Origin of the sequence: Streptomyces sp. NPDC087270 (assembly GCF_044744625.1) — a bacterium.
In the GTDB taxonomy this organism is placed as follows: Bacteria; Actinomycetota; Actinomycetes; order Streptomycetales; family Streptomycetaceae; genus Actinacidiphila.
Genome location: NZ_JBIUYR010000002.1, coordinates 746302 through 763534 on the forward strand (window position 1 = coordinate 746302; position 17233 = coordinate 763534).

Annotated in this window: 14 protein-coding genes and 1 rRNA gene; 4 read left to right on the plus strand and 11 right to left on the minus strand. The window is 70.0% G+C overall.

Going from position 1 to position 17233, the window contains the following annotated elements; translation table 11 throughout:
- Window positions 1-80: 80 nt before the first annotated feature.
- Together ACIPAE_RS06650 and ACIPAE_RS06655 are read right to left on the minus strand one after the other, a co-directional pair.
- Window positions 81-734, minus strand: a complete 654-nt coding sequence (locus ACIPAE_RS06650; protein ID WP_402443272.1) for an HAD family hydrolase — start codon at window positions 732-734, stop codon at window positions 81-83.
- Between the two features lie 65 nt (window positions 735-799).
- Entirely contained in the window at window positions 800-1306 is a 507-nt protein-coding gene (locus tag ACIPAE_RS06655) for a DUF6912 family protein (protein ID WP_329369022.1), read from the minus strand.
- A gap of 160 nt (window positions 1307-1466) precedes the next feature.
- Here ACIPAE_RS06655 and ACIPAE_RS06660 point away from each other — a divergent pair, with 160 nt between their 5' ends.
- Window positions 1467-2069 (plus strand): Rv3235 family protein, encoded by a 603-nt coding sequence (locus tag ACIPAE_RS06660; RefSeq protein WP_328464648.1) that lies wholly within the window; start codon window positions 1467-1469, stop codon window positions 2067-2069.
- A 170-nt stretch (window positions 2070-2239) separates the two neighbouring features.
- On the opposite strand, the gene secA is transcribed toward ACIPAE_RS06660, so the two are convergent.
- Window positions 2240-5044, minus strand: coding sequence for a preprotein translocase subunit SecA (secA, locus tag ACIPAE_RS06665; protein WP_329369018.1), 2805 nt, complete (start codon window positions 5042-5044; stop codon window positions 2240-2242).
- Between the two features lie 262 nt (window positions 5045-5306).
- Here secA and ACIPAE_RS06670 point away from each other — a divergent pair, with 262 nt between their 5' ends.
- Together ACIPAE_RS06670 and ACIPAE_RS06675 are read left to right on the plus strand one after the other, a co-directional pair.
- Window positions 5307-5894, plus strand: a complete 588-nt coding sequence (locus tag ACIPAE_RS06670) for a GNAT family N-acetyltransferase (protein WP_402443275.1) — start codon at window positions 5307-5309, stop codon at window positions 5892-5894.
- A 90-nt stretch (window positions 5895-5984) separates the two neighbouring features.
- Window positions 5985-7166, plus strand: coding sequence for a winged helix-turn-helix domain-containing protein (locus ACIPAE_RS06675; protein WP_402443277.1), 1182 nt, complete (start codon window positions 5985-5987; stop codon window positions 7164-7166).
- On the opposite strand, the gene ACIPAE_RS06680 is transcribed toward ACIPAE_RS06675, so the two are convergent.
- From ACIPAE_RS06680 to mtnA, 7 genes are all read right to left on the minus strand, one after another.
- Window positions 7163-7900, minus strand: a complete 738-nt coding sequence (locus ACIPAE_RS06680; RefSeq protein WP_402443279.1) for a response regulator — start codon at window positions 7898-7900, stop codon at window positions 7163-7165. The genes ACIPAE_RS06675 and ACIPAE_RS06680 overlap by 4 nt on opposite strands.
- Window positions 7901-8032: 132 nt before the next feature.
- The gene (hpf, locus tag ACIPAE_RS06685; RefSeq protein ID WP_328464658.1) at window positions 8033-8725 is read right to left on the minus strand and encodes a ribosome hibernation-promoting factor, HPF/YfiA family; all 693 of its coding nucleotides are present in this window, start codon (window positions 8723-8725) and stop codon (window positions 8033-8035) included.
- A 296-nt stretch (window positions 8726-9021) separates the two neighbouring features.
- The gene (locus tag ACIPAE_RS06690) at window positions 9022-9906 is read right to left on the minus strand and encodes a ComF family protein (RefSeq protein WP_402443281.1); all 885 of its coding nucleotides are present in this window, start codon (window positions 9904-9906) and stop codon (window positions 9022-9024) included.
- 76 nt (window positions 9907-9982) lie between these two features.
- Window positions 9983-11824, minus strand: coding sequence for an LpqB family beta-propeller domain-containing protein (locus ACIPAE_RS06695; protein WP_329369007.1), 1842 nt, complete (start codon window positions 11822-11824; stop codon window positions 9983-9985).
- A complete protein-coding gene (gene mtrB, locus ACIPAE_RS06700; RefSeq protein WP_402443283.1) occupies window positions 11824-13791 on the minus strand; it encodes an MtrAB system histidine kinase MtrB in 1968 nt (655 codons plus the stop codon). Before mtrB ends, ACIPAE_RS06695 begins: the two co-directional genes overlap by 1 nt.
- Window position 13792: 1 nt before the next feature.
- Window positions 13793-14482 (minus strand): MtrAB system response regulator MtrA, encoded by a 690-nt coding sequence (gene mtrA / locus ACIPAE_RS06705; protein ID WP_202233941.1) that lies wholly within the window; start codon window positions 14480-14482, stop codon window positions 13793-13795.
- A 135-nt stretch (window positions 14483-14617) separates the two neighbouring features.
- Entirely contained in the window at window positions 14618-15667 is a 1050-nt protein-coding gene (mtnA, locus tag ACIPAE_RS06710; RefSeq protein ID WP_329369005.1) for an S-methyl-5-thioribose-1-phosphate isomerase, read from the minus strand.
- A 95-nt stretch (window positions 15668-15762) separates the two neighbouring features.
- Here mtnA and ACIPAE_RS06715 point away from each other — a divergent pair, with 95 nt between their 5' ends.
- Complete coding sequence (locus ACIPAE_RS06715; RefSeq protein ID WP_402443285.1) at window positions 15763-17061, plus strand: hypothetical protein; 1299 nt, start codon at window positions 15763-15765, stop codon at window positions 17059-17061.
- 79 nt (window positions 17062-17140) lie between these two features.
- Here the strand turns inward: ACIPAE_RS06715 and rrf are convergent.
- A 5S ribosomal RNA gene (rrf, locus tag ACIPAE_RS06720) occupies window positions 17141-17233 on the minus strand; the annotation flags it as partial.

Genomic DNA, 17233 nt, shown 5'->3' on the forward strand with positions numbered 1-17233 from the left:
TGGCTGTCATGCGCCGTCTTCGTACAAATGCACCACACACGTTTGGCCCGAATGGACAGAAACCGGGGCTCCTGTCCAGGTCAGCTCGCTATTCGCTCGGCCAGCTCGACGGCCTCGGCGAGGCTGTCGGCGATCGGCACCCCGGCGGTCTCCAGGCTCGCACGGCTGTGTGAACCGCCGGTGTACAGCACCGCGAACGCGCCCACGTGGGCGGCGGCGGCCGCGTCGTCCAAGGCGTCGCCGATGACCACGACGGGGCGGCCGTCGAGGCCGTCGAGCGCGGCCAGGTGCCGGGCCATCTGACCGGACTTCCCCTCGATCGCCGCTCCGCTGCGGCCGTCGATCCGCACGAAGTGCCCGCTGATGCCGTGGGCGGTGACGAACGGCAGCAGCTGCTGGGGCGTGGCGAGCGAGCACAGCGACTGGGTGAGGCCCGACGCCTGCCGGGACGCCAGCAGTTCGGCCGCTCCTTCGGCGAGGGCGCACTGCTCGGCCAGCCGCAGGTAATGCCGCTCGAAGCCCGCGTCCAGCACGGCCCACTCCTCGTCCGAGGGCAGCCGGCCGAGCAACCGCTCGTAGAAGAGCGGCACGGGGACGCAGTACAGCTCGCGGTACCGCTCGGCGGTGATCAGCGGCAGGCCGAGCTCCGCGAAGGAGGCGTTGGTCGCCCCGACCACCGCTTCGATGTCGTTGAAGAGGGTCCCGTTCCAGTCCCATACGAGGTGCGCGTTCACACCAGGAACGTTACTCGCGCAGAGCGACAGCCCGTTTCCGGCCTGTGGATAACTTCCGTGCGGGGTCAGCCGATCAGGTGGGGAATCTCCTGCGTCGCATACCACAAAAGCTCGTGATCCTCGGCACCGTCGACGGTGAACTGTGCGTCCTCGTCCCCGGCGTCCACCGCGCCCACCGCGTCGGCCGCCGCCGCCACGTCGGACTCGGCGTCGTCGGCGTCCACATGCACCGCGGCCGCCTCGGCGAGTCGCACCGCACCGGCCAGCCGTACCTCGCCGAGCGCGGCGGGATCGAGGCCGCGGTCGGGGTCGTGACGCACCGCGCCGTCGGCCACGTCGACCGCCACGACCACGCGCCTGCGCGGCACTTCGGGCCGCACGGCCAGCATCCGCAGCGACGCCTGAGCGGCTCGGGTCAGCGCCGCGTACTCGAGTTCCTCGATGTCGTCGGAGACGTACCACTCGCGCAGGCTCGGTGTGACCGCGAAGGCGTCCAGCGGGGCCGGACCCAGCTCGCCCGCCTTGTACGCCTCGGCCAGCCCGGCGAGGGTGGTGGGAATGTAGACGCGCATGGCGTGAAGCATACGGGTGTCACCACCTTCACAGGTGAATCTCTCCCGTCCGACGGATTCCCCCCGGACGGCCGCCCGGCCGCTTGCCCGTGATCCCTGCCGCCGCCTACAACCACCCCATCGACCACCGGAAACGATCTTTGGGGAAACAGCCATGCGCATGACGCCCACGAACCGACCGAGCACCCGCGCCACGGCCCGCCCGGCCACCCGCGCGACACCTCACGCGGCGCCCCATCCGACCGCGCCGCACCCGACCGCGCCGCACCCGGCAGCCCGTCCCGCGCCGGCACCGCATCCCACGGCGCCGCGTCCCGCACCGCCGCACCCAGGCCGCCGCCCCGCCGCCGGCACCGCCCCGCCGCGCCGTACCGACCCGCGCCGCCCCACGACCAGGCCCGGGCCCGCGGCGCGCCCCGTACCGCCGCACCTGTGGTTCGCCGAGCGGCTGCTCGACGTCCTCACCGGCCGCCGGCCACTGACCTCCCTCGCCGGCCGGGTCAGGGACGAGGCCTACCAGCGGCTGTGGAAGCTGCACGCCGAACGCGCGGACTGGCGGCGCCGCGCCCGCGGCCGTACCCCGTACGTATGCCGCTGCCGGGTCTTCCCCACCGCGGGCGGCGCGCTGGAGGTGACCGCGGTGGTCGCCCTGGACGACGACGTGGTCCGGGCGATCGCCTTCCGCCTCGAACCCGGGAACGCCGACTCAGGACCCGGCTATGGCCGTGCCCGCTGGCACTGCACCGACGTCGCCGCGCGATGAGCCGACCCGCATCGACCTGCGCATCACCCGCGCCGCCGCGTGCGGAAGCGGACGGACGCAGGCGGACGCGGGCCCGCGCGGACGAACGGCTCGGGGCCGGGCCGAATCGGCCCGGCCCCGAGCCGGTGGTACGACGCCGCCGCGTGCGGCGGCGCTGCTTGCCTCGCTGCCTACTTCTTGCGGCGGCGACCGCCCTTGGCGGCCTTGCGGCGCTCCGCGCGGGTCGTGCCGGCCTCCTCGTCGGCGGCGCCGGCAGCGCCCCCGGAGACGCCCGCCTCCTCGAACTCGCCCTCCACGACGCCGCCCTCACCGTCGACCGACGGGGCGGAGAAGTGCAGCCGGTCCGCCCGCTTGGGCGCTTCCAGGCCCTTCGCGCGGATCTCGGGCTGCTTGACCAGCGACGGCGGCGCGTCCTGCACCTCGTCCGTCACCGGCACCTCCTCGACCTGCTGCTCCACCTGGACCTCCAGGTTGAACAGGTAGCCGACGGACTCCTCCTTGATGCCGTCCATCATGGCGGTGAACATGTCGAAGCCCTCGCGCTGGTATTCCACCAGCGGGTCGCGCTGCGCCATGGCACGCAGCCCGATGCCCTCCTGGAGGTAGTCCATCTCGTAGAGGTGCTCACGCCACTTGCGGTCGAGCACCGACAGCACCACGCGCCGCTCCAGCTCGCGCATGATGTCCTCGGTGAGCTGCTTCTCCCGCTCGGCGTACTGCTCGTGGATGTCGTCCTTGACCGACTCGGCGATGAACTCGGCGGTGATGCCCGCGCGGTCGCCGGCGGCCTCCTCCAGCTCGTCGACGGTGACCTTCGCCGGGTAGAGCTGCTTGAAGGCGCCCCACAGCCGGTCCAGGTCCCAGTCCTCGGCGAAGCCCTCGCGCGTCTCGGCGTCGATGTACGCGTCGATGGTGTCGTCCATGAAGTGCTGCACCTGCTCCTGGAGGTCCTCGCCCTCCAGGACGCGGCGGCGCTCGCCGTAGATCACCTCGCGCTGGCGGTTGAGCACCTCGTCGTACTTCAGGACGTTCTTGCGGATCTCGAAGTTCTGCTGCTCGACCTGCGACTGGGCGGACGCGATCGCCCGGGTGACCATCTTGTTCTCGATCGGCACGTCGTCGGGCACGTTGGCCATGGACATCACGCGCTCGACCATCTGCGCCTTGAACAGCCGCATCAGGTCGTCGCCGAGGGAGAGGTAGAAGCGGGACTCACCCGGGTCGCCCTGGCGGCCGGAGCGGCCGCGCAGCTGGTTGTCGATCCGGCGTGACTCGTGCCGCTCGGTGCCCAGGACGTACAGCCCGCCGAGGTCCTTGACCTCCTCGAACTCGGCCTTGACCGCCTCCTCGGCGCGCTCCAGCGCCTCGGGCAGGGCCGCGGCCCACTCCTCGACGTGCTCGACCGGGTCCAGGCCGCGCTGGCGCAGCTCCGCCTCGGCGAGGTCGTCGGGGTTGCCGCCGAGCTTGATGTCGGTACCGCGGCCGGCCATGTTGGTGGCGACGGTGACCGCGCCCTTGCGCCCGGCCTGGGCGACGATGGTCGCCTCACGGTCGTGCTGCTTGGCGTTGAGCACCTCGTGCGGGATGCCCCGCTTGGACAGCTGCGCGGACAGGTACTCGGACTTCTCGACGGAGACGGTGCCGACCAGGACCGGCTGGCCCTTCTCGTGCTTCTCGACGATGTCCTCCACGACGGCGGCGAACTTCGCCTCCTCCGTGCGGTAGATCAGGTCGGGCTTGTCCATCCGCTGCATCGGGCGGTTGGTCGGGATCGGCACAACGCCCAGCTTGTAGATCTGGTGGAACTCGGCGGCCTCGGTCATCGCCGTACCGGTCATCCCGCTGAGCTTGTCGTACAGGCGGAAGAAGTTCTGCAGGGTGATCGTGGCGAGCGTCTGGTTCTCGTCCTTGATGTCCACCCCTTCCTTCGCCTCGATCGCCTGGTGCATGCCCTCGTTGTAGCGGCGGCCGGCGAGAATACGGCCGGTGTGCTCGTCGACGATCATGACCTCGCCGTCGATGACGACGTAGTCCTTGTCGTTCTTGTAGAGCTCCTTGGCCTTGATGGCGTTGTTCAGATAACCGACGAGCGGGGTGTTCACCGACTCGTAGAGGTTGTCGATGCCCAGCCAGTCCTCGACCTTGCTGACGCCGGACTCGTGGATGGCGACGGTGCGCTTCTTCTCGTCCACGTCGTAGTCGCCGGTCTCCTCCTTGCCGAGGCTGCCCGCCTCGCCGCGGGTGAGCCGCTTCACCAGGCGGGCGAAGTCGCTGTACCACTTCGTGGCCTGGTCGGCGGGGCCGGAGATGATCAGCGGGGTACGCGCCTCGTCCACCAGGATCGAGTCGACCTCGTCGACCACCGCGAAGTTGTGGCCGCGCTGGACCAACTCGTCCTTCGACCACGCCATGTTGTCGCGCAGGTAGTCGAAGCCGAACTCGTTGTTGGTGCCGTAGGTGATGTCGCAGTTGTACTGCTCGCGGCGCTCGGCCGGGGTCATGTTCGCCAGGATGCAGCCGACGCTCAGGCCGAGGAACTTGTGCACCCGGCCCATCCACTCCGAGTCGCGCTCGGCGAGGTAGTCGTTGACCGTGATCAGGTGAACGCCCTTGCCGGAGATCGCGTTGAGGTACGTGGGAAGGGTGCCGACCAGGGTCTTGCCCTCGCCGGTGCGCATCTCGGCGACATAGCCGAGGTGCAGGGCCGCACCGCCCATGATCTGCACGTCGTAGTGGCGCTGGCCGAGGACGCGCTTGGCCGCCTCGCGGACCGCGGCGAACGCCTCGGGCATCAGGTCGTCCAGCGACTCCCCGTCTTCGTAGCGCTGCTTGAATTCGTCGGTGAGTGCCCGCAACTCGGCGTCGGTGAGCTCGACGAAGTCCTCTTCGACGGAATTGACCTGGTCCGCGATGCGGTGCAGCTTGCGCAGGATCTTGCCTTCACCTGCACGCATGATCTTGCTGATGACGGACACGTAGGCTGACTCCTTGCCGGTCGGGCCTGGCGCGAATTCCCGCGCGGGGCACAGCGCGGGTCCTGTCTGCCTGGCCCTGCTGCAACGGCCATCGTAAGCGAGGACACCAGCGGCCCGGGAGGCCCGGCAGCGGCAAAACGGTTTTCCCCCGCGCCGAGGGGTCCGGGATACTCGGCCGCAGTCCTCCCGCCGCCCGATATGCGGCCGCAACGGGGGCCCGGCACCCCTGCCGGAAAGTCCGCCGGAAAGGTGCGCGCCCGCCATGGAAGCATCTGTTCTCACCACAAAGCGCCTCCTCCTGCGGGCCCTGGAACCGCGTGACGGCGACGCCCTGTACGCCGCCTGTCAGGACCCTGAGATTCCGCGCTGGACATCCGTTCCCTCGCCGTATTCGCGCGAGCACGCCGACCACTTCATCGACGTCGTGTGCGCGGACGGCTGGCGCGACGACACCATGTACAACTTCGGCGTCTTCACGCGCGACGAAGGCGCCCTGGTCAGCTCGATGGGCCTGGTCCGCCTCCAGCACCTGGCCGCCCCGCAGCGCCAGGGCGAGTTGGGCTACTGGACGGCGAAGCACCAGCGCGGCAAGGGCTACACGGTGGAGGCGGCACGAGCGGTGTGCACCTGGGCCTTCGACGCCCTGGGTGTCGAGCGCCTGGAATGGTTCGCGGAGGCCGGCAACGAAGCCTCCCGCGCGGTCGCCCTGAGACTCGGGTTCGCCATGGAGGGCACCGTACGCTCGCGGGTCGTCCACGAAGGCACCCGACGGGACGCGTGGAGCGGTTCCCTGCTCCCTTCGGACTGGGACCGCCCGTCGCAACTGCCGTACCTCCCGTACGCGAAGTAGCGGCCGCCCACCGCCGCGGGAGAAGTCGCCGGAACGAGTGAATCCGCTGGTCACAGCCGACTGTCAGTGGCCGGTTCTACGCTGGCCGTCATGACTCTCCTGCCGTCACCCGAGCTGACCCTGTCCGCCGACGAAGCCCGCAGGATCGCCCTTCGGGCGCAGGGCCTCCTGGGGGCGCCGGACCGGCGGTCGGGGACCCGGGGCGTGCTGCGGTCCCTCGGCGCGGTCCAGCTCGACACCATCTCGGTACTGGCCAGGTCGCACGAACTGATCCCCTACGCGCGCCTGGGCGCGGTCGGCCGCGACGCGGTGGAGGAGGCGTACTGGTCCGACGGCCACGCCTTCGAGTACTGGTCGCACGCCGCCTGCATCCTGCCCATCGAGGAGTGGCCGCACTTCGCCTTCCGCCGCCGGGCCCGCCGCGCCCGCGGCCACCGCTGGCACATCCTCGAGGACGCCGAGCGCTCCTGCGCGGCCGTGCTGGACCGCCTGAAGATCGACGGTCCGCTGACCTCCACCGAGCTCGGCGGCGCGAAGAACGGCGGCCCGTGGTGGGACTGGTCCGAGACGAAGATCGCGGTGGAGTGGCTGCTGGACACCGGTGAGGTGGTCTGCACGCAGCGCCGCGGCTGGAAGCGCGTCTACGACCTCGCGGAGCGTGCCGTGCCCGACACCCTGCTGCACGACGACATCGACGACACCGAGTGCGTACGGCGCCTGGTCGCGCAGGCGGGTGCGGCCATGGGCGTCGCCACCCGGGCGGATCTTGCGGACTACCACCGCCTCAAGGGCGAGCAGGTCGCGGCCGTGCTGGACTCCACCGGGCTGGTCCCGGTCGAGGTCGAGGGCTGGGGCAAGCCCGCCTGGGCCGACCCGGCCGCGCTCGCCGCCCCGCCGCGCGGCCGGCACCGCACCACGCTGCTGTCGCCCTTCGACTCCCTGATCTGGGACCGCCCGCGCACCGAGCGGATCTTCGGCTTCACCCACCGCCTGGAGGCCTACACCCCCAAGCCGAAACGCGTGCACGGCTACTTCGCGATGCCGCTGCTGGCGGGCGGCCGGCTGGTGGGCCGGGTGGACCCTGCCCGGGAGGGACAGACCCTGGTCGCACGCCAGGTCACCCTGGACGGCCCCAAGGCCGTCCAGCCCGCTGCGGACGCCCTCACCGAGGCCGCCGGCTGGGTCGGCTGCATCCGGACCCGGGCCGAACGCGTCCTGCCCGAGTCCCTGCGCGCCCCTCTGACCGCCGCCCTCGCCCGCGGCCAGGGCTAGCGGATCTCCAGGATCTTCTCCCGCATCGCGTAGACCACGGCCTCCATGCGGGAGTGGAGCTGGAGTTTCTCCAGGATGTTGCGGACGTGGTTCTTCACGGTGTTCTCGCTGATGAACAACTGCTTGGCGATGTCCCGGTTGTTCAAGCCGGTGGCCACCAGCTTGAGCACCTCCAACTCGCGGTCGGTGAGCTTGGGCGCCGGAAGCAGCCGCTTCTCGTCGGTGCGCTGGATCATCGACTTGAACTCGGTGAGCAGTTTCGACGCCATCGAGGGGCTGATCTGCGACTGCCCGTCGGCGACCGCCCTGATCGCGGTCGCCACCTCGTCGGTGGAGATCTCCTTCAGCAGGTAGCCCGTCGCGCCGGCCTTGATCGCCTCGTAGAGGTCGGCTTCCTCATCGCTTATCGTCAGCATGATGATCTTGGCGCTGGGCGCGACCTCCTTGATCGAGGTGCACGCCTCGATCCCCCCGCGCCGCGGCATCCTGACGTCCATCAGCACGATGTCCGGCAGCAGGTCGGCGGCCTTCTCCACGGCCTCGGCGCCGTCTCCGGCCTCGCCGATGACCTGGATGTCCTCCTCCTGCGCGAGCACGATCTCCAGGCCCCGCCGAAACAGCGCGTGGTCGTCGACCACGAGTACCCGAATCGGCTCCGCACGGGGCGGACGAGACGGTTCGCCGTACAGCACCGGGCCTCGTTCGCCGGGCGACCCGTGCTCGAAGTCCGGCATCAATTCCTCCCCGTCAGACCAGAGTTGACCACTGGCCCAGCATTTCACGTCCCGGCGCGCCGACGCCCCCGGACGCACCCGGGGGCATTCGACGCTCCTTACTCGCCACAGGCCCTTCGCAGGCCCGCGAGGTCAGACGCCGTGGTGCAGCGCGTCGCCGGCCCCGGCCGGCGACGCCGCACCCGACTCGTCCGCGTTGAGATGGATCACGCCGTAGTCGTAGCCCTGCCGTCGGTAGACCACGCTCGGCTGCTTGGTCTCGCTGTCGACGAACAGGTAGAAGTCGTGCCCGACCAACTCCATCTCGTACAGCGCCTGGTCCAGCGCCATCGGTGCCGCGGCGTGGGTCTTCTCCCTGACCACGAGCGGGCCTTCGCCGTGGACCTCCAGCGGCCCGAACCGGGTCGTGGGCACTTCCCCGTCGACCAACTGATCGGCGACGAGCGTGCCGTCCCCGTTGATCCGCGCGGCGCCCGGCACGTTCTCGGCCACCTCGGCGGCGGGCGTACGGCCGTTGCCCCGGCGGGTGTGCCGCTTGCTCGCGGCCTTCCGCAGCCGGGCTTCCAGCTTCGTGACCGCCACATCCAGCGCGGCGTACGGGTCCGCGGCGGCAGCCTCCGCGCGCACCACGGGGCCGCGGGTGTTCAGCGTGATCTCCACCCGGTCGCTGCGGTCCGCCTGCCGGGGGTTGAGCTCCTTGGACACCTCGACGTCGAGGCTGATCACCTTGCCGTCGAGCTTCTGGATCTTGTCCAGTTTCTCGGCCACGTGCTTCCGGAACCTCTCGGGCACCTCGGTCTTGCGGCCTTTGACGACGATGTCCACGCAGAACTCCGTTCCGGACCGCCCCCGTGACCAGGGGCAATCCCTTTCATGAGGCCGGCGCGGGTGCCAGTCCCTGCCGGCGCTGCGTTAGCTGCCGCTCCGCCACCCGGGCTGATCCGGATACCGCGAAGCTGCGGCTTTCACCTCCTTCTGCCCCACAGGGAAGATCAACACCCCCGGTGTTCGCTTCCCTCTCTCCCGAACATAGTCCCGGAGTGTGCGTCTCGGCATCCTCAGCGCAGGCTTACCTCCGTTCGGATGAATCCCCACCATGGCCACCTGCATCGATGCGCAAATCAGTCGATCCGAGAATCGTGCGGTCCGGCGATCACCGCGGCGCCGGCGACCCAGCCGCCGACCGCGGCCACGGCACCGGCCGCCACCGCGAGTGACGCCCCGGTGGTCATGAGGTCGTCCACGAGCACCACCGGAGCCGCCGACAGCAGGGGCACGGCGCTGCCCGCGGCTGCCACCGCGCCGCAGAGGTTCGCCAACCTCCCGTCCGCGCTCAGCTCGGACTGGTCGGCGACCGGTCGCCGCTGCCGCAGCACAGCCGCCGCCCGGGCCGGCACGCCCTGCCGCCTCAACTCGCGGGCCGCCGACCGGGCGATCCGGGCGGTGGCGTCGTGCCCCCGCTGGGCAACCGCCCGGCGGGACGAGGGCACGGGCACCAGCAGCAGCGGGCCGCGCTGCGACGCCGGTCCCGGTACCGGTGACCCGGGAGTGCCTCGCAGGGCGGTGCGAGGCACCTCCAGGCCGTGGAGGACCGGCCACAGGCCGAGGCGGGACCCGTGGTCGGCGTCGGCTGCCGCTGGAGCCCGTCCAGGCAGGTTCCAGCGGTGGCCGACCGCATGCGGGACGGCTGGGCCGGGCAAGGCGCCGATGGGACCGGTCGCCCGGACGACCGCTCCCGCCAGTGCCTCTCCCAGCGGCCGGGCGAGGCCCAGGGCGCCGCGCTCCTTGTGCGCGAGGACGACAGCCCGCACCTCGTCGCCGTACCGGCCCACCGCGTAGACCGGTGGCAGCCCCGGCGGCTCGGGTGACGGACGTACGCGCCGTGCTGTGGCTGCTCCGCCCAGCAGCCCATGGCACCGCTCGCACAGCTCCGTCCGCGGACTCCCGCAGCCCGCGCAGTCCACCGGGAGGACCAACCCGGTGATCTCCCTCCACCAGCCCCGCATGACCCAACTTTGCGCCTTGCGGCAAGTCCGCTGCCAGTCACTCTTTCGTGGCTGTGGATAACTTGATCCCCACAGGTCAGCCGGGATAGACGGGATTGCTGCCCTTCGGCGAGACCTGCTTCCAGTTCGAGTCGGTGGGCAGTTCGTAGACCCTGCCGTTGTACGAGGCGAGCAGGGGCATCGCCTGGTTCTCCGAGGAGGCGACGGACGTGGCCTCGCTGACGCCCTGCGGCAGGGACCCGGCCGAGCCGTCCGAGCTGATGTACTCGATCTGCTGGGCTCCGCCGGGCTCGGTGTCGAGCACCACGAGCTTGCTGGCACCGGCCCACGACACGGACGTCATGTGTTCTCCTGCGGGTGTCAGGGAGCGCAGGCTGTCGACCGAGAACTCCGGGTGCTGCGCAGTGCCCTCCCGGACGATCCGGCCGAGCATCAGGCGGGTACCGCTGCCCTGCTGCACCACCAGGGCGATCCGCACCCCGTCCGAGGCCACCCGCAACGACTGAATCCGGCCGTCGAGGTCCGGCACCGGCACCTCGATCGGCTCGCCGGTGCCGTTGGGCAGCACCATCAGCTTCGGAGCGTCCTGATCACGGTCGGCCACCCACAAGTCGTCGAAGCCGTCCCAGCTCGGTGCGCTCAGCCCGTCCTTGACCTTGCTGGTCACCACCGGTTTGCCGAAGGTCTGGCCGGCGACGAGCGACGCGACCACCAGTTCACGGCCGTCGGAGCGCACCCCTGCGGCCGCCTCCTGGTCCCTGCGCACCGCCACCGAGTCCAGGTACGCCTTGCTGGAGCCGAACGGGCCGGGCACCGGTGTCGCCTTGGGTGTGCTGCCCTTGCCGTCGTCGGTCAGCTCCAGCAGCCGGTGCTGGCTGTCGGCTTCGACGAAGTAGGGCCGCGGGTTGGCGCCGACCAGGTTCTCGGGGCCGTAGCTGAGGGCTTCCCCGCTCGGCAGCTTGCACGCGGTGGAACCATCCGCGTGGTCCACCTCGGCCGACGCCAACTGCGCGGACGCCTGCGCCTGGACGGTGGCGAAGAGCTGCGCGGCCAGCTCGGTGCAGCGCTGCCCGCGCAGTCCGTCAGCGCTGTGGTCGAGCCGGACCTGAAGCTGCTGCGAGTCGTCCAGCGACACCCCGTGGTCCGGGCCCTTGTCCTCCAGCTTCGTCCCGGCGGGTGTCGCGGTGGTGACGACAGGCGACAGCCAGTCGGTGGGCCCGCCCAGCAGCGCCGAGACCGTCGACACCAGCGGGTCGTTCTGGATACGCAGGTACACCGGGTCGGCGACCAGCGTCGCGTTGCTGCTACCGCCGGCCGGATGCCCGTCCGGTCCGAGCTTGGCGAAGTAGTACATGTTCACCGAGTGGTATATCCGCTGGAAGTCCAGGTCGGACAGCACCAGGCCGTTCTCAAGGCCGTCGATCCTCCACTGGTTGTTCTCCTTGACCAGGTGGAACGACGTGCTGAACGGGCCGTGGTCCGGCTGATAGGCGTGCTTGGTGTCCACCACGGCCGCCTTCGTCGCCGACAGGGTGACCGTGGTGTATCCCTCCTTGCGACCGCTGCCGCCCACCTCGCGAGGGGTCAGCTCCCCCGAGAACACGGTGATCCCCGTGTTCGGCTTCCAACGGTGCCGCTCCTGCTTGGAGAGGTACTTCTGCGCGGTGACGAAGTCCGACTCGCTGCTGGTCGTCGCTTCCAGGAACCCGTTGACGATGTCGGAGGCGCTCTCGCCCGGACTCGGCGCGATGCCGAAGACCCGCACCTGCGAGTCGGAGTCCGCGCGCTGGCCCTCGCTGACCTTGCGCACCTCGCCGCTGCTGGGCATCGAGGCGCAGCCAGCCAGCAGCAGCGCCGCGAACAGCGCCAGCAACCCTCGCGGCAGCAGCCGCCCCCGGCCGCCCCCCATCACACCCATCAGACGTCGTCCTCCCGCATGGTTTCCCTACGCTCCACGACCCGCGCGCCGCTGCCCGGAAGCGCCGCGGGGTCCGCCACCGGCGGCCGGGTCGACGCCTTGGGCACCAGCGGCATCGACGGCAGTTGCGGTCCACGCGCAGTGGCCTGCCGCACCACGACACCGTCACCTGAAGTACCACCCGGCGAGCCCGTACGCGGCACCGGCACCGACGTCCCCGCCTTGGCCGGCAGACCCGAGGAGTTCAGCCCCCGGTTGCGGCGCGAGTCGTCCGGTTCCAGCGGGATCGGCGAACCGCGCAGGCTGTCCCCCGCGGTACGAGGAAGCGTCATACGGAACTGCGAACCGCCACCCGGCTCACCCCACGCCTGCAGCCACCCGCCGTGCAATCGGGCGTCCTCCACCGCGATGGAGAGACCCAGCCCGGTGCCACCGGTGGTACGCGCCCGCGCCGGGTCCGCCCGCCAGAAGCGGTTGAACACCCGAGTCGCCTCGCCCGGTTTCAAGCCCACGCCGTAATCCCGCACCGCCACCGCGACGGCGCCGTCGACCGTCGCCAGCCGGACCACCACGTCACGGCCCTCGCCGTGCTCGATCGCGTTGACCACCAGGTTGCGCAGCACGCGCTCCACCCGGCGGGCGTCGGCCTCCGCGATCACCGGCTGCGCATCACCGCGGATGATCACACGGGTGCCCTTGCGATCCGCGAGAGGCTCGGCGGCATCGACGACCTGGCGCACCACGTCCCGCAGGTCTATCGGCTCGGCGGCCAGATCCGCGGCACCGGCGTCGAACCTGCTGATCTCCAGCAGGTCGGACAGCAGGGACTCGAACCGGTCCAACTGGTTCTGCAGCAGCTCCGCGGAGCGCGCCGTGACCGGATCGAAGTCCGTCCGGGCGTCGTGGATGACGTCGGCCGCCATCCGCACCGTCGTCAACGGTGTCCGCAGCTCGTGCGACACATCGGAGACGAAGCGGCGCTGCATCCGCGACAGGTCCTCCAGCTGCTGAATCTTGACCTGGAGGTTCTGCGCCATCTTGTTGAACGACTCGCCGAGCCGGGCGATGTCGTCCTCCCCGGTGACCTGCATCCGCTCCTGGAGCCGCCCGGCCGCCAGTCGCTCGGCGATTCCGGCGGCCATCCGCACCGGCGTGACCACCTGCCTCGTCACCAGCCACGCGATCGCGCCGAGCAGCACCACCACGAATATCCCCGCGGTGGCCAGCGTGCCCTTGACCAGCCCGAGGGTCTTCTCCTCCTGGTCGAACGGGAACAGGTAGTACAGCTGGTAGGTGTTCCCGTTGATGTCCGTCAGCCGCTTACCCACCGCCAACGCCGGCCGCGGCTTGTGACCGTCGTCGGTCTTGACCATCGTGTACTGCTTGAGCGCGCCGGGATGGCTGCGCACCGCGTCGCTCAGCGACTTCGGGATGCTCTCGTCCGGCAGCACGCTGCCTGAGCCACGCGGTCCGCGCACGCTGCCCGCGTTGCCCCCGGCGAAAGGCGGATCGTCGCCCCGCCCAGGGCTGAGCGCGACGATCCAGTACACGCCCTTACCGCCACTGGCGAACTGCTGGACCAGGCTGTTCAGCCATGTCCCCGAGTCGACCCGGCCCTGCGCAGCACCGGAGCCGGACGCCTGCTGGGTCTGGCTGCCCTTGTCCGCCATGTCCTGCGCAATGGAGAAACCGCCGGTCGCCTGGTTCGTCGCCGCCTTCTCCTTCGCGTCGAGCAGCCCGTTCTGCACCTGGCCGATGACCACGAAGCCGAGCAGCAGCACAACGCCCACCGACATCAGCAACGTGAAGGCAACCACCCGGAGCTGAAGATTGCGCCGCCACAGCCGCACCGCCGGCTGCAGCGGACGCCGCGCCCAGCGCACGAACGAGCGGATCACCGGCAGCAGCCCCTGCATCGGATCGGCCAGCCGGCTCTCCAAGCGCTCACGCTCGTACGACGCGCACATGTCAGCCCGGTCCTGCCTTGTAGCCGACACCGCGAACGGTCACGACGATCTCCGGACGCTCCGGGTCCTGCTCCACCTTCGACCGCAGCCGCTGCACGTGCACATTCACCAGCCGTGTGTCCGCCGCGTGGCGATAGCCCCAGACCTGCTCCAGCAGCACCTCACGCGTGAACACCTGCCACGGCTTGCGGGCAAGCGCGACCAGAAGATCGAACTCCAACGGAGTCAGCGCGATCGGCTGACCGCCACGCTTCACCGAGTGCCCGGCGACATCGATCAGCAGATCCCCGATCGCAAGCTGCTCAGGTGTCGGCTCCTCGGCACGCCGCAGCCGCGCCCGCACCCGCGCCACCAGCTCCTTGGGCTTGAACGGCTTGATGACGTAGTCGTCCGCCCCGGACTCCAGGCCGACCACCACATCCACCGTGTCGCTCTTCGCCGTGAGCATCACGATCGGCACACCGGACTCAGCCCGGATCTGCCGGCACACATCGATGCCGTCCCTTCCGGGCAGCATCAGGTCCAGCAGCACAAGATCAGGCTTGGCCTCCCGAAAAGCAGCAAGCGCTTTGTCGCCGTCGGCGCAGAACGACGGCTCGAAACCCTCCCCACGCAGCACGATGCCGAGCATCTCTGACAGCGCGGTGTCGTCGTCGACGACCAGGACTCGTCCCTTCATACCGACCATCATCCCATTTGCATATCGATACCGGTGACCTTTGGTGATCGAGGTCACGCTACGCAACCATTCTCCATGGTTGTACGCAGTTGCGCTGTCCCCCTGTGACAGCCTGTGGATAACTTGTGCCGCGACCGCCAGGTGACCTTACCGGCACACGGCTGCCAGCGTCTCCGCCGTCACCGGCGAGACCACTCCGTTCTCCGTCACGATCGCGGTGATCAACTCCGGCGGCGTCACGTCGAAAGCGGGATTGTAGGCCTGAGTGCCCAGCGGGGAAGGCGCCAGGTCGGTCACCTCGCTGCTCGACCGCTGCTCGACCTCGATCGACGCTCCGTCCGGTGTATCCAGGTCGACCGTCGTCGTCGGCGCCACGACGATGAACGGCACGTGGTGGTAGCGCGCCAGCACCGCAAGGGGATACGTGCCGACCTTGTTCGCCGTCGCACCGTCCGCCGCGATCCGGTCCGCGCCCACCAGCACCGCGTCGACTTCTCCCGCCGTGAACAGCGAGCCCGCGGCGCTGTCCGAGAGCAGCGTGTACGGCATTCCCGCCCGCGCCGCCTCGTAAGCGGTCAACCTCGCCCCCTGGAGCAGCGGCCGGGTCTCATCCACCCACAACCGCCGCAGTTCCCCGGCCCGGTGGGCCGCCAGCACCACGCCGAGCGCCGTGCCCTGGCCGCCTGACACCAAGGCACCGGTGTTGCAGTGCGTCAGAACCCGGTAGCCGCCGCCGGGCACGAGTTCGGTCAGCAACTGCCCGCCATGGCGTGCCATCGCGTCGCTCGCGGCGGCGTCCTCGGCGTGCAACGCCCGCGCCTCCGCCAGTGCCGCGGCCGCGGCCTGGTCCGGCGCGGCCTTGCGGTAGGCGGCAAGCGCCCGACGCACTCCGTATCCGAGGTTGACCGCTGTCGGGCGAGCCTGCGCGAGCGACTCGGCCGCGTCCTCCACGTCGTATCCGCGCGCCGCCGCCAGCGCGACACCGTACGCTCCGGCCAACCCCAGCACGGGGGCTCCCCGTACGACGAGCGCGCCGATCGCGCCCACGAGCCCCTGCACGTCCGTGCAGGCCAACTCGACTTCCTCCTGAGGTAGTCGGGTCTGGTCGAGGAGTACCAGTACCGGCCCCTCGGGCGGTTCCTCCCATCGCAACGCGGGAATGAAGCCGTTCTCAGGTCGCGTGATGTGATCACCCATATCTCTCAGTCTGCCCTGCCAAACCGTGTTGGCGTCAGCCCATGGCACGATGGCGGCTTGAACCAGCCGAGCAACACGAAGAGGGGCAACCTCCGATGACCAACACTCCGGGCTCTACGACGCCCGGACCCTCCGACTCCCCCGAGCCGGACGGCGGCACCGGTCCCGACCCCGCCCCGTCGGCGACACCCGAACGCCCTGTGCAGAGTCAGACAGCTGATCGGCCTGTACCACCTGTACCGCCGCAAGCTCTGCCGCAGCATCCCGATACGCATCCCGGCTGGTCCCCTCAGCAGCCACCGGCCAACACCACGGGTTGGGCCCGCTGGACACCACCGCAGGGCAGCCGCCCTCCGCTGCCTCCCGCACAGGGCGGACCACGCTGGGGCGGCCCTCCCCCGCCCAACGGCTGGCAGCAGCAGGGCCCCTGGACCAGGCCGGCCGCTCCTCAACCCGGCGTCATCCCGCTGCGTCCTCTGGATGTCGGTGAGATCCTCAACGGCTCCATCGCCACGCTGCGACGCCACTGGCGAGCCATCCTCAGCGTCACCTTCGCCGTCGCCCTCGTCACGCAAGCCATCGCCGTCGTTGTCGAGGGCCTGTTCACCGACAACAGCAGCATCCAGAAGATCGAGAACAACGATCACCCGAGCGCCCACGACGTCCTGCACGCGCTACGCGACGCTTACGCCGGACTGGGACTCACCGCGATCATCGCCGCGCTCGGAGTGCTCACCGCCACGGCCATGCTCACCATGGTCACCAGCCGCGCGACGCTCGGCCGTACGGTGTCGGTCGGCGAGGCTTGGCGCGAGGCCCGTCCTCGCGTGGGCCGGCTCATCGGCCTCTCGTTCCTGCTCGTCTTCCTCTACATCGCGGTACTCGTCGTCACCGTGCTGCCGGGCATCCTTGTCGCTGCGGCGGGTTCGTCGGACGGCGGCGCGGCACTGGCCGTACTCGGCGCTTGTGCGGGCATGGTGTTGATGGTCTGGCTGTGGATTCTGCTGAGTCTGGCGCCTCCGGCGCTGATGCTGGAGAACCAGAGCATCGTGGGCGCGATGAAGCGCTCGGCCAAACTCGTTCGCGGCGCCTGGTGGCGTGTCCTCGGGGTGGAGCTCCTGACCGTCGTCATCACGTACATCGCGTCGGCCATCATCGAGTTGCCGTTCACGCTGCTGTCAGCGGCCTTCACGAACGAGTCCTTCTCGTCCTTCTACAACTCCGACAGCAACCCCAGTTGGACGTTCCTCATCATCACCGGTATCGGTGCGGTCATCGGTTCGATGTTCACCCTGCCGATCAGCGCCGGCTCGGTCACCCTGCTCTACATCGACCAGCGAATTCGCCGTGAGTCGCTGGACATCGAGCTGACGCAGGCAGCCCAGCAGGACTGAGCGCTCCCAGCCGAAAGGCTGGGAGAACGCAAAAAAGCCTCGGCCCCCAGTTGGAACTGGGGGCCGAGGCTCAATATTTGTTCGGCGGTGTCCTACTCTCCCACAGGGTCCCCCCTGCAGTACCATCGGCGCTGAAAGGCTTAGCTTCCGGGTTCGGAATGTAACCGGGCGT

Bases quoted from the DNA above. Each gene is read 5' to 3' on its own strand.
- ACIPAE_RS06680 (WP_402443279.1), bottom strand. From the start codon at position 7,900: ATGCCGGACTTCGAGCACGGGTCGCCCGGCGAACGAGGCCCGGTGCTG.
- ACIPAE_RS06690 (WP_402443281.1), bottom strand. From the start codon at position 9,906: ATGCGGGGCTGGTGGAGGGAGATCACCGGGTTGGTCCTCCCGGTGGAC.
- ACIPAE_RS06695 (WP_329369007.1), bottom strand. From the start codon at position 11,824: ATGGGTGTGATGGGGGGCGGCCGGGGGCGGCTGCTGCCGCGAGGGTTG.
- ACIPAE_RS06660 (WP_328464648.1), top strand. From the start codon at position 1,467: ATGACGCCCACGAACCGACCGAGCACCCGCGCCACGGCCCGCCCGGCC.
- mtnA (WP_329369005.1), bottom strand. From the start codon at position 15,667: ATGGGTGATCACATCACGCGACCTGAGAACGGCTTCATTCCCGCGTTG.
- mtrB (WP_402443283.1), bottom strand. From the start codon at position 13,791: ATGTGCGCGTCGTACGAGCGTGAGCGCTTGGAGAGCCGGCTGGCCGAT.
- ACIPAE_RS06675 (WP_402443277.1), top strand. From the start codon at position 5,985: ATGACTCTCCTGCCGTCACCCGAGCTGACCCTGTCCGCCGACGAAGCC.
- ACIPAE_RS06670 (WP_402443275.1), top strand. From the start codon at position 5,307: ATGGAAGCATCTGTTCTCACCACAAAGCGCCTCCTCCTGCGGGCCCTG.
- mtrA (WP_202233941.1), bottom strand. From the start codon at position 14,482: ATGATGGTCGGTATGAAGGGACGAGTCCTGGTCGTCGACGACGACACC.
- ACIPAE_RS06655 (WP_329369022.1), bottom strand. From the start codon at position 1,306: ATGCGCGTCTACATTCCCACCACCCTCGCCGGGCTGGCCGAGGCGTAC.
- ACIPAE_RS06715 (WP_402443285.1), top strand. From the start codon at position 15,763: ATGACCAACACTCCGGGCTCTACGACGCCCGGACCCTCCGACTCCCCC.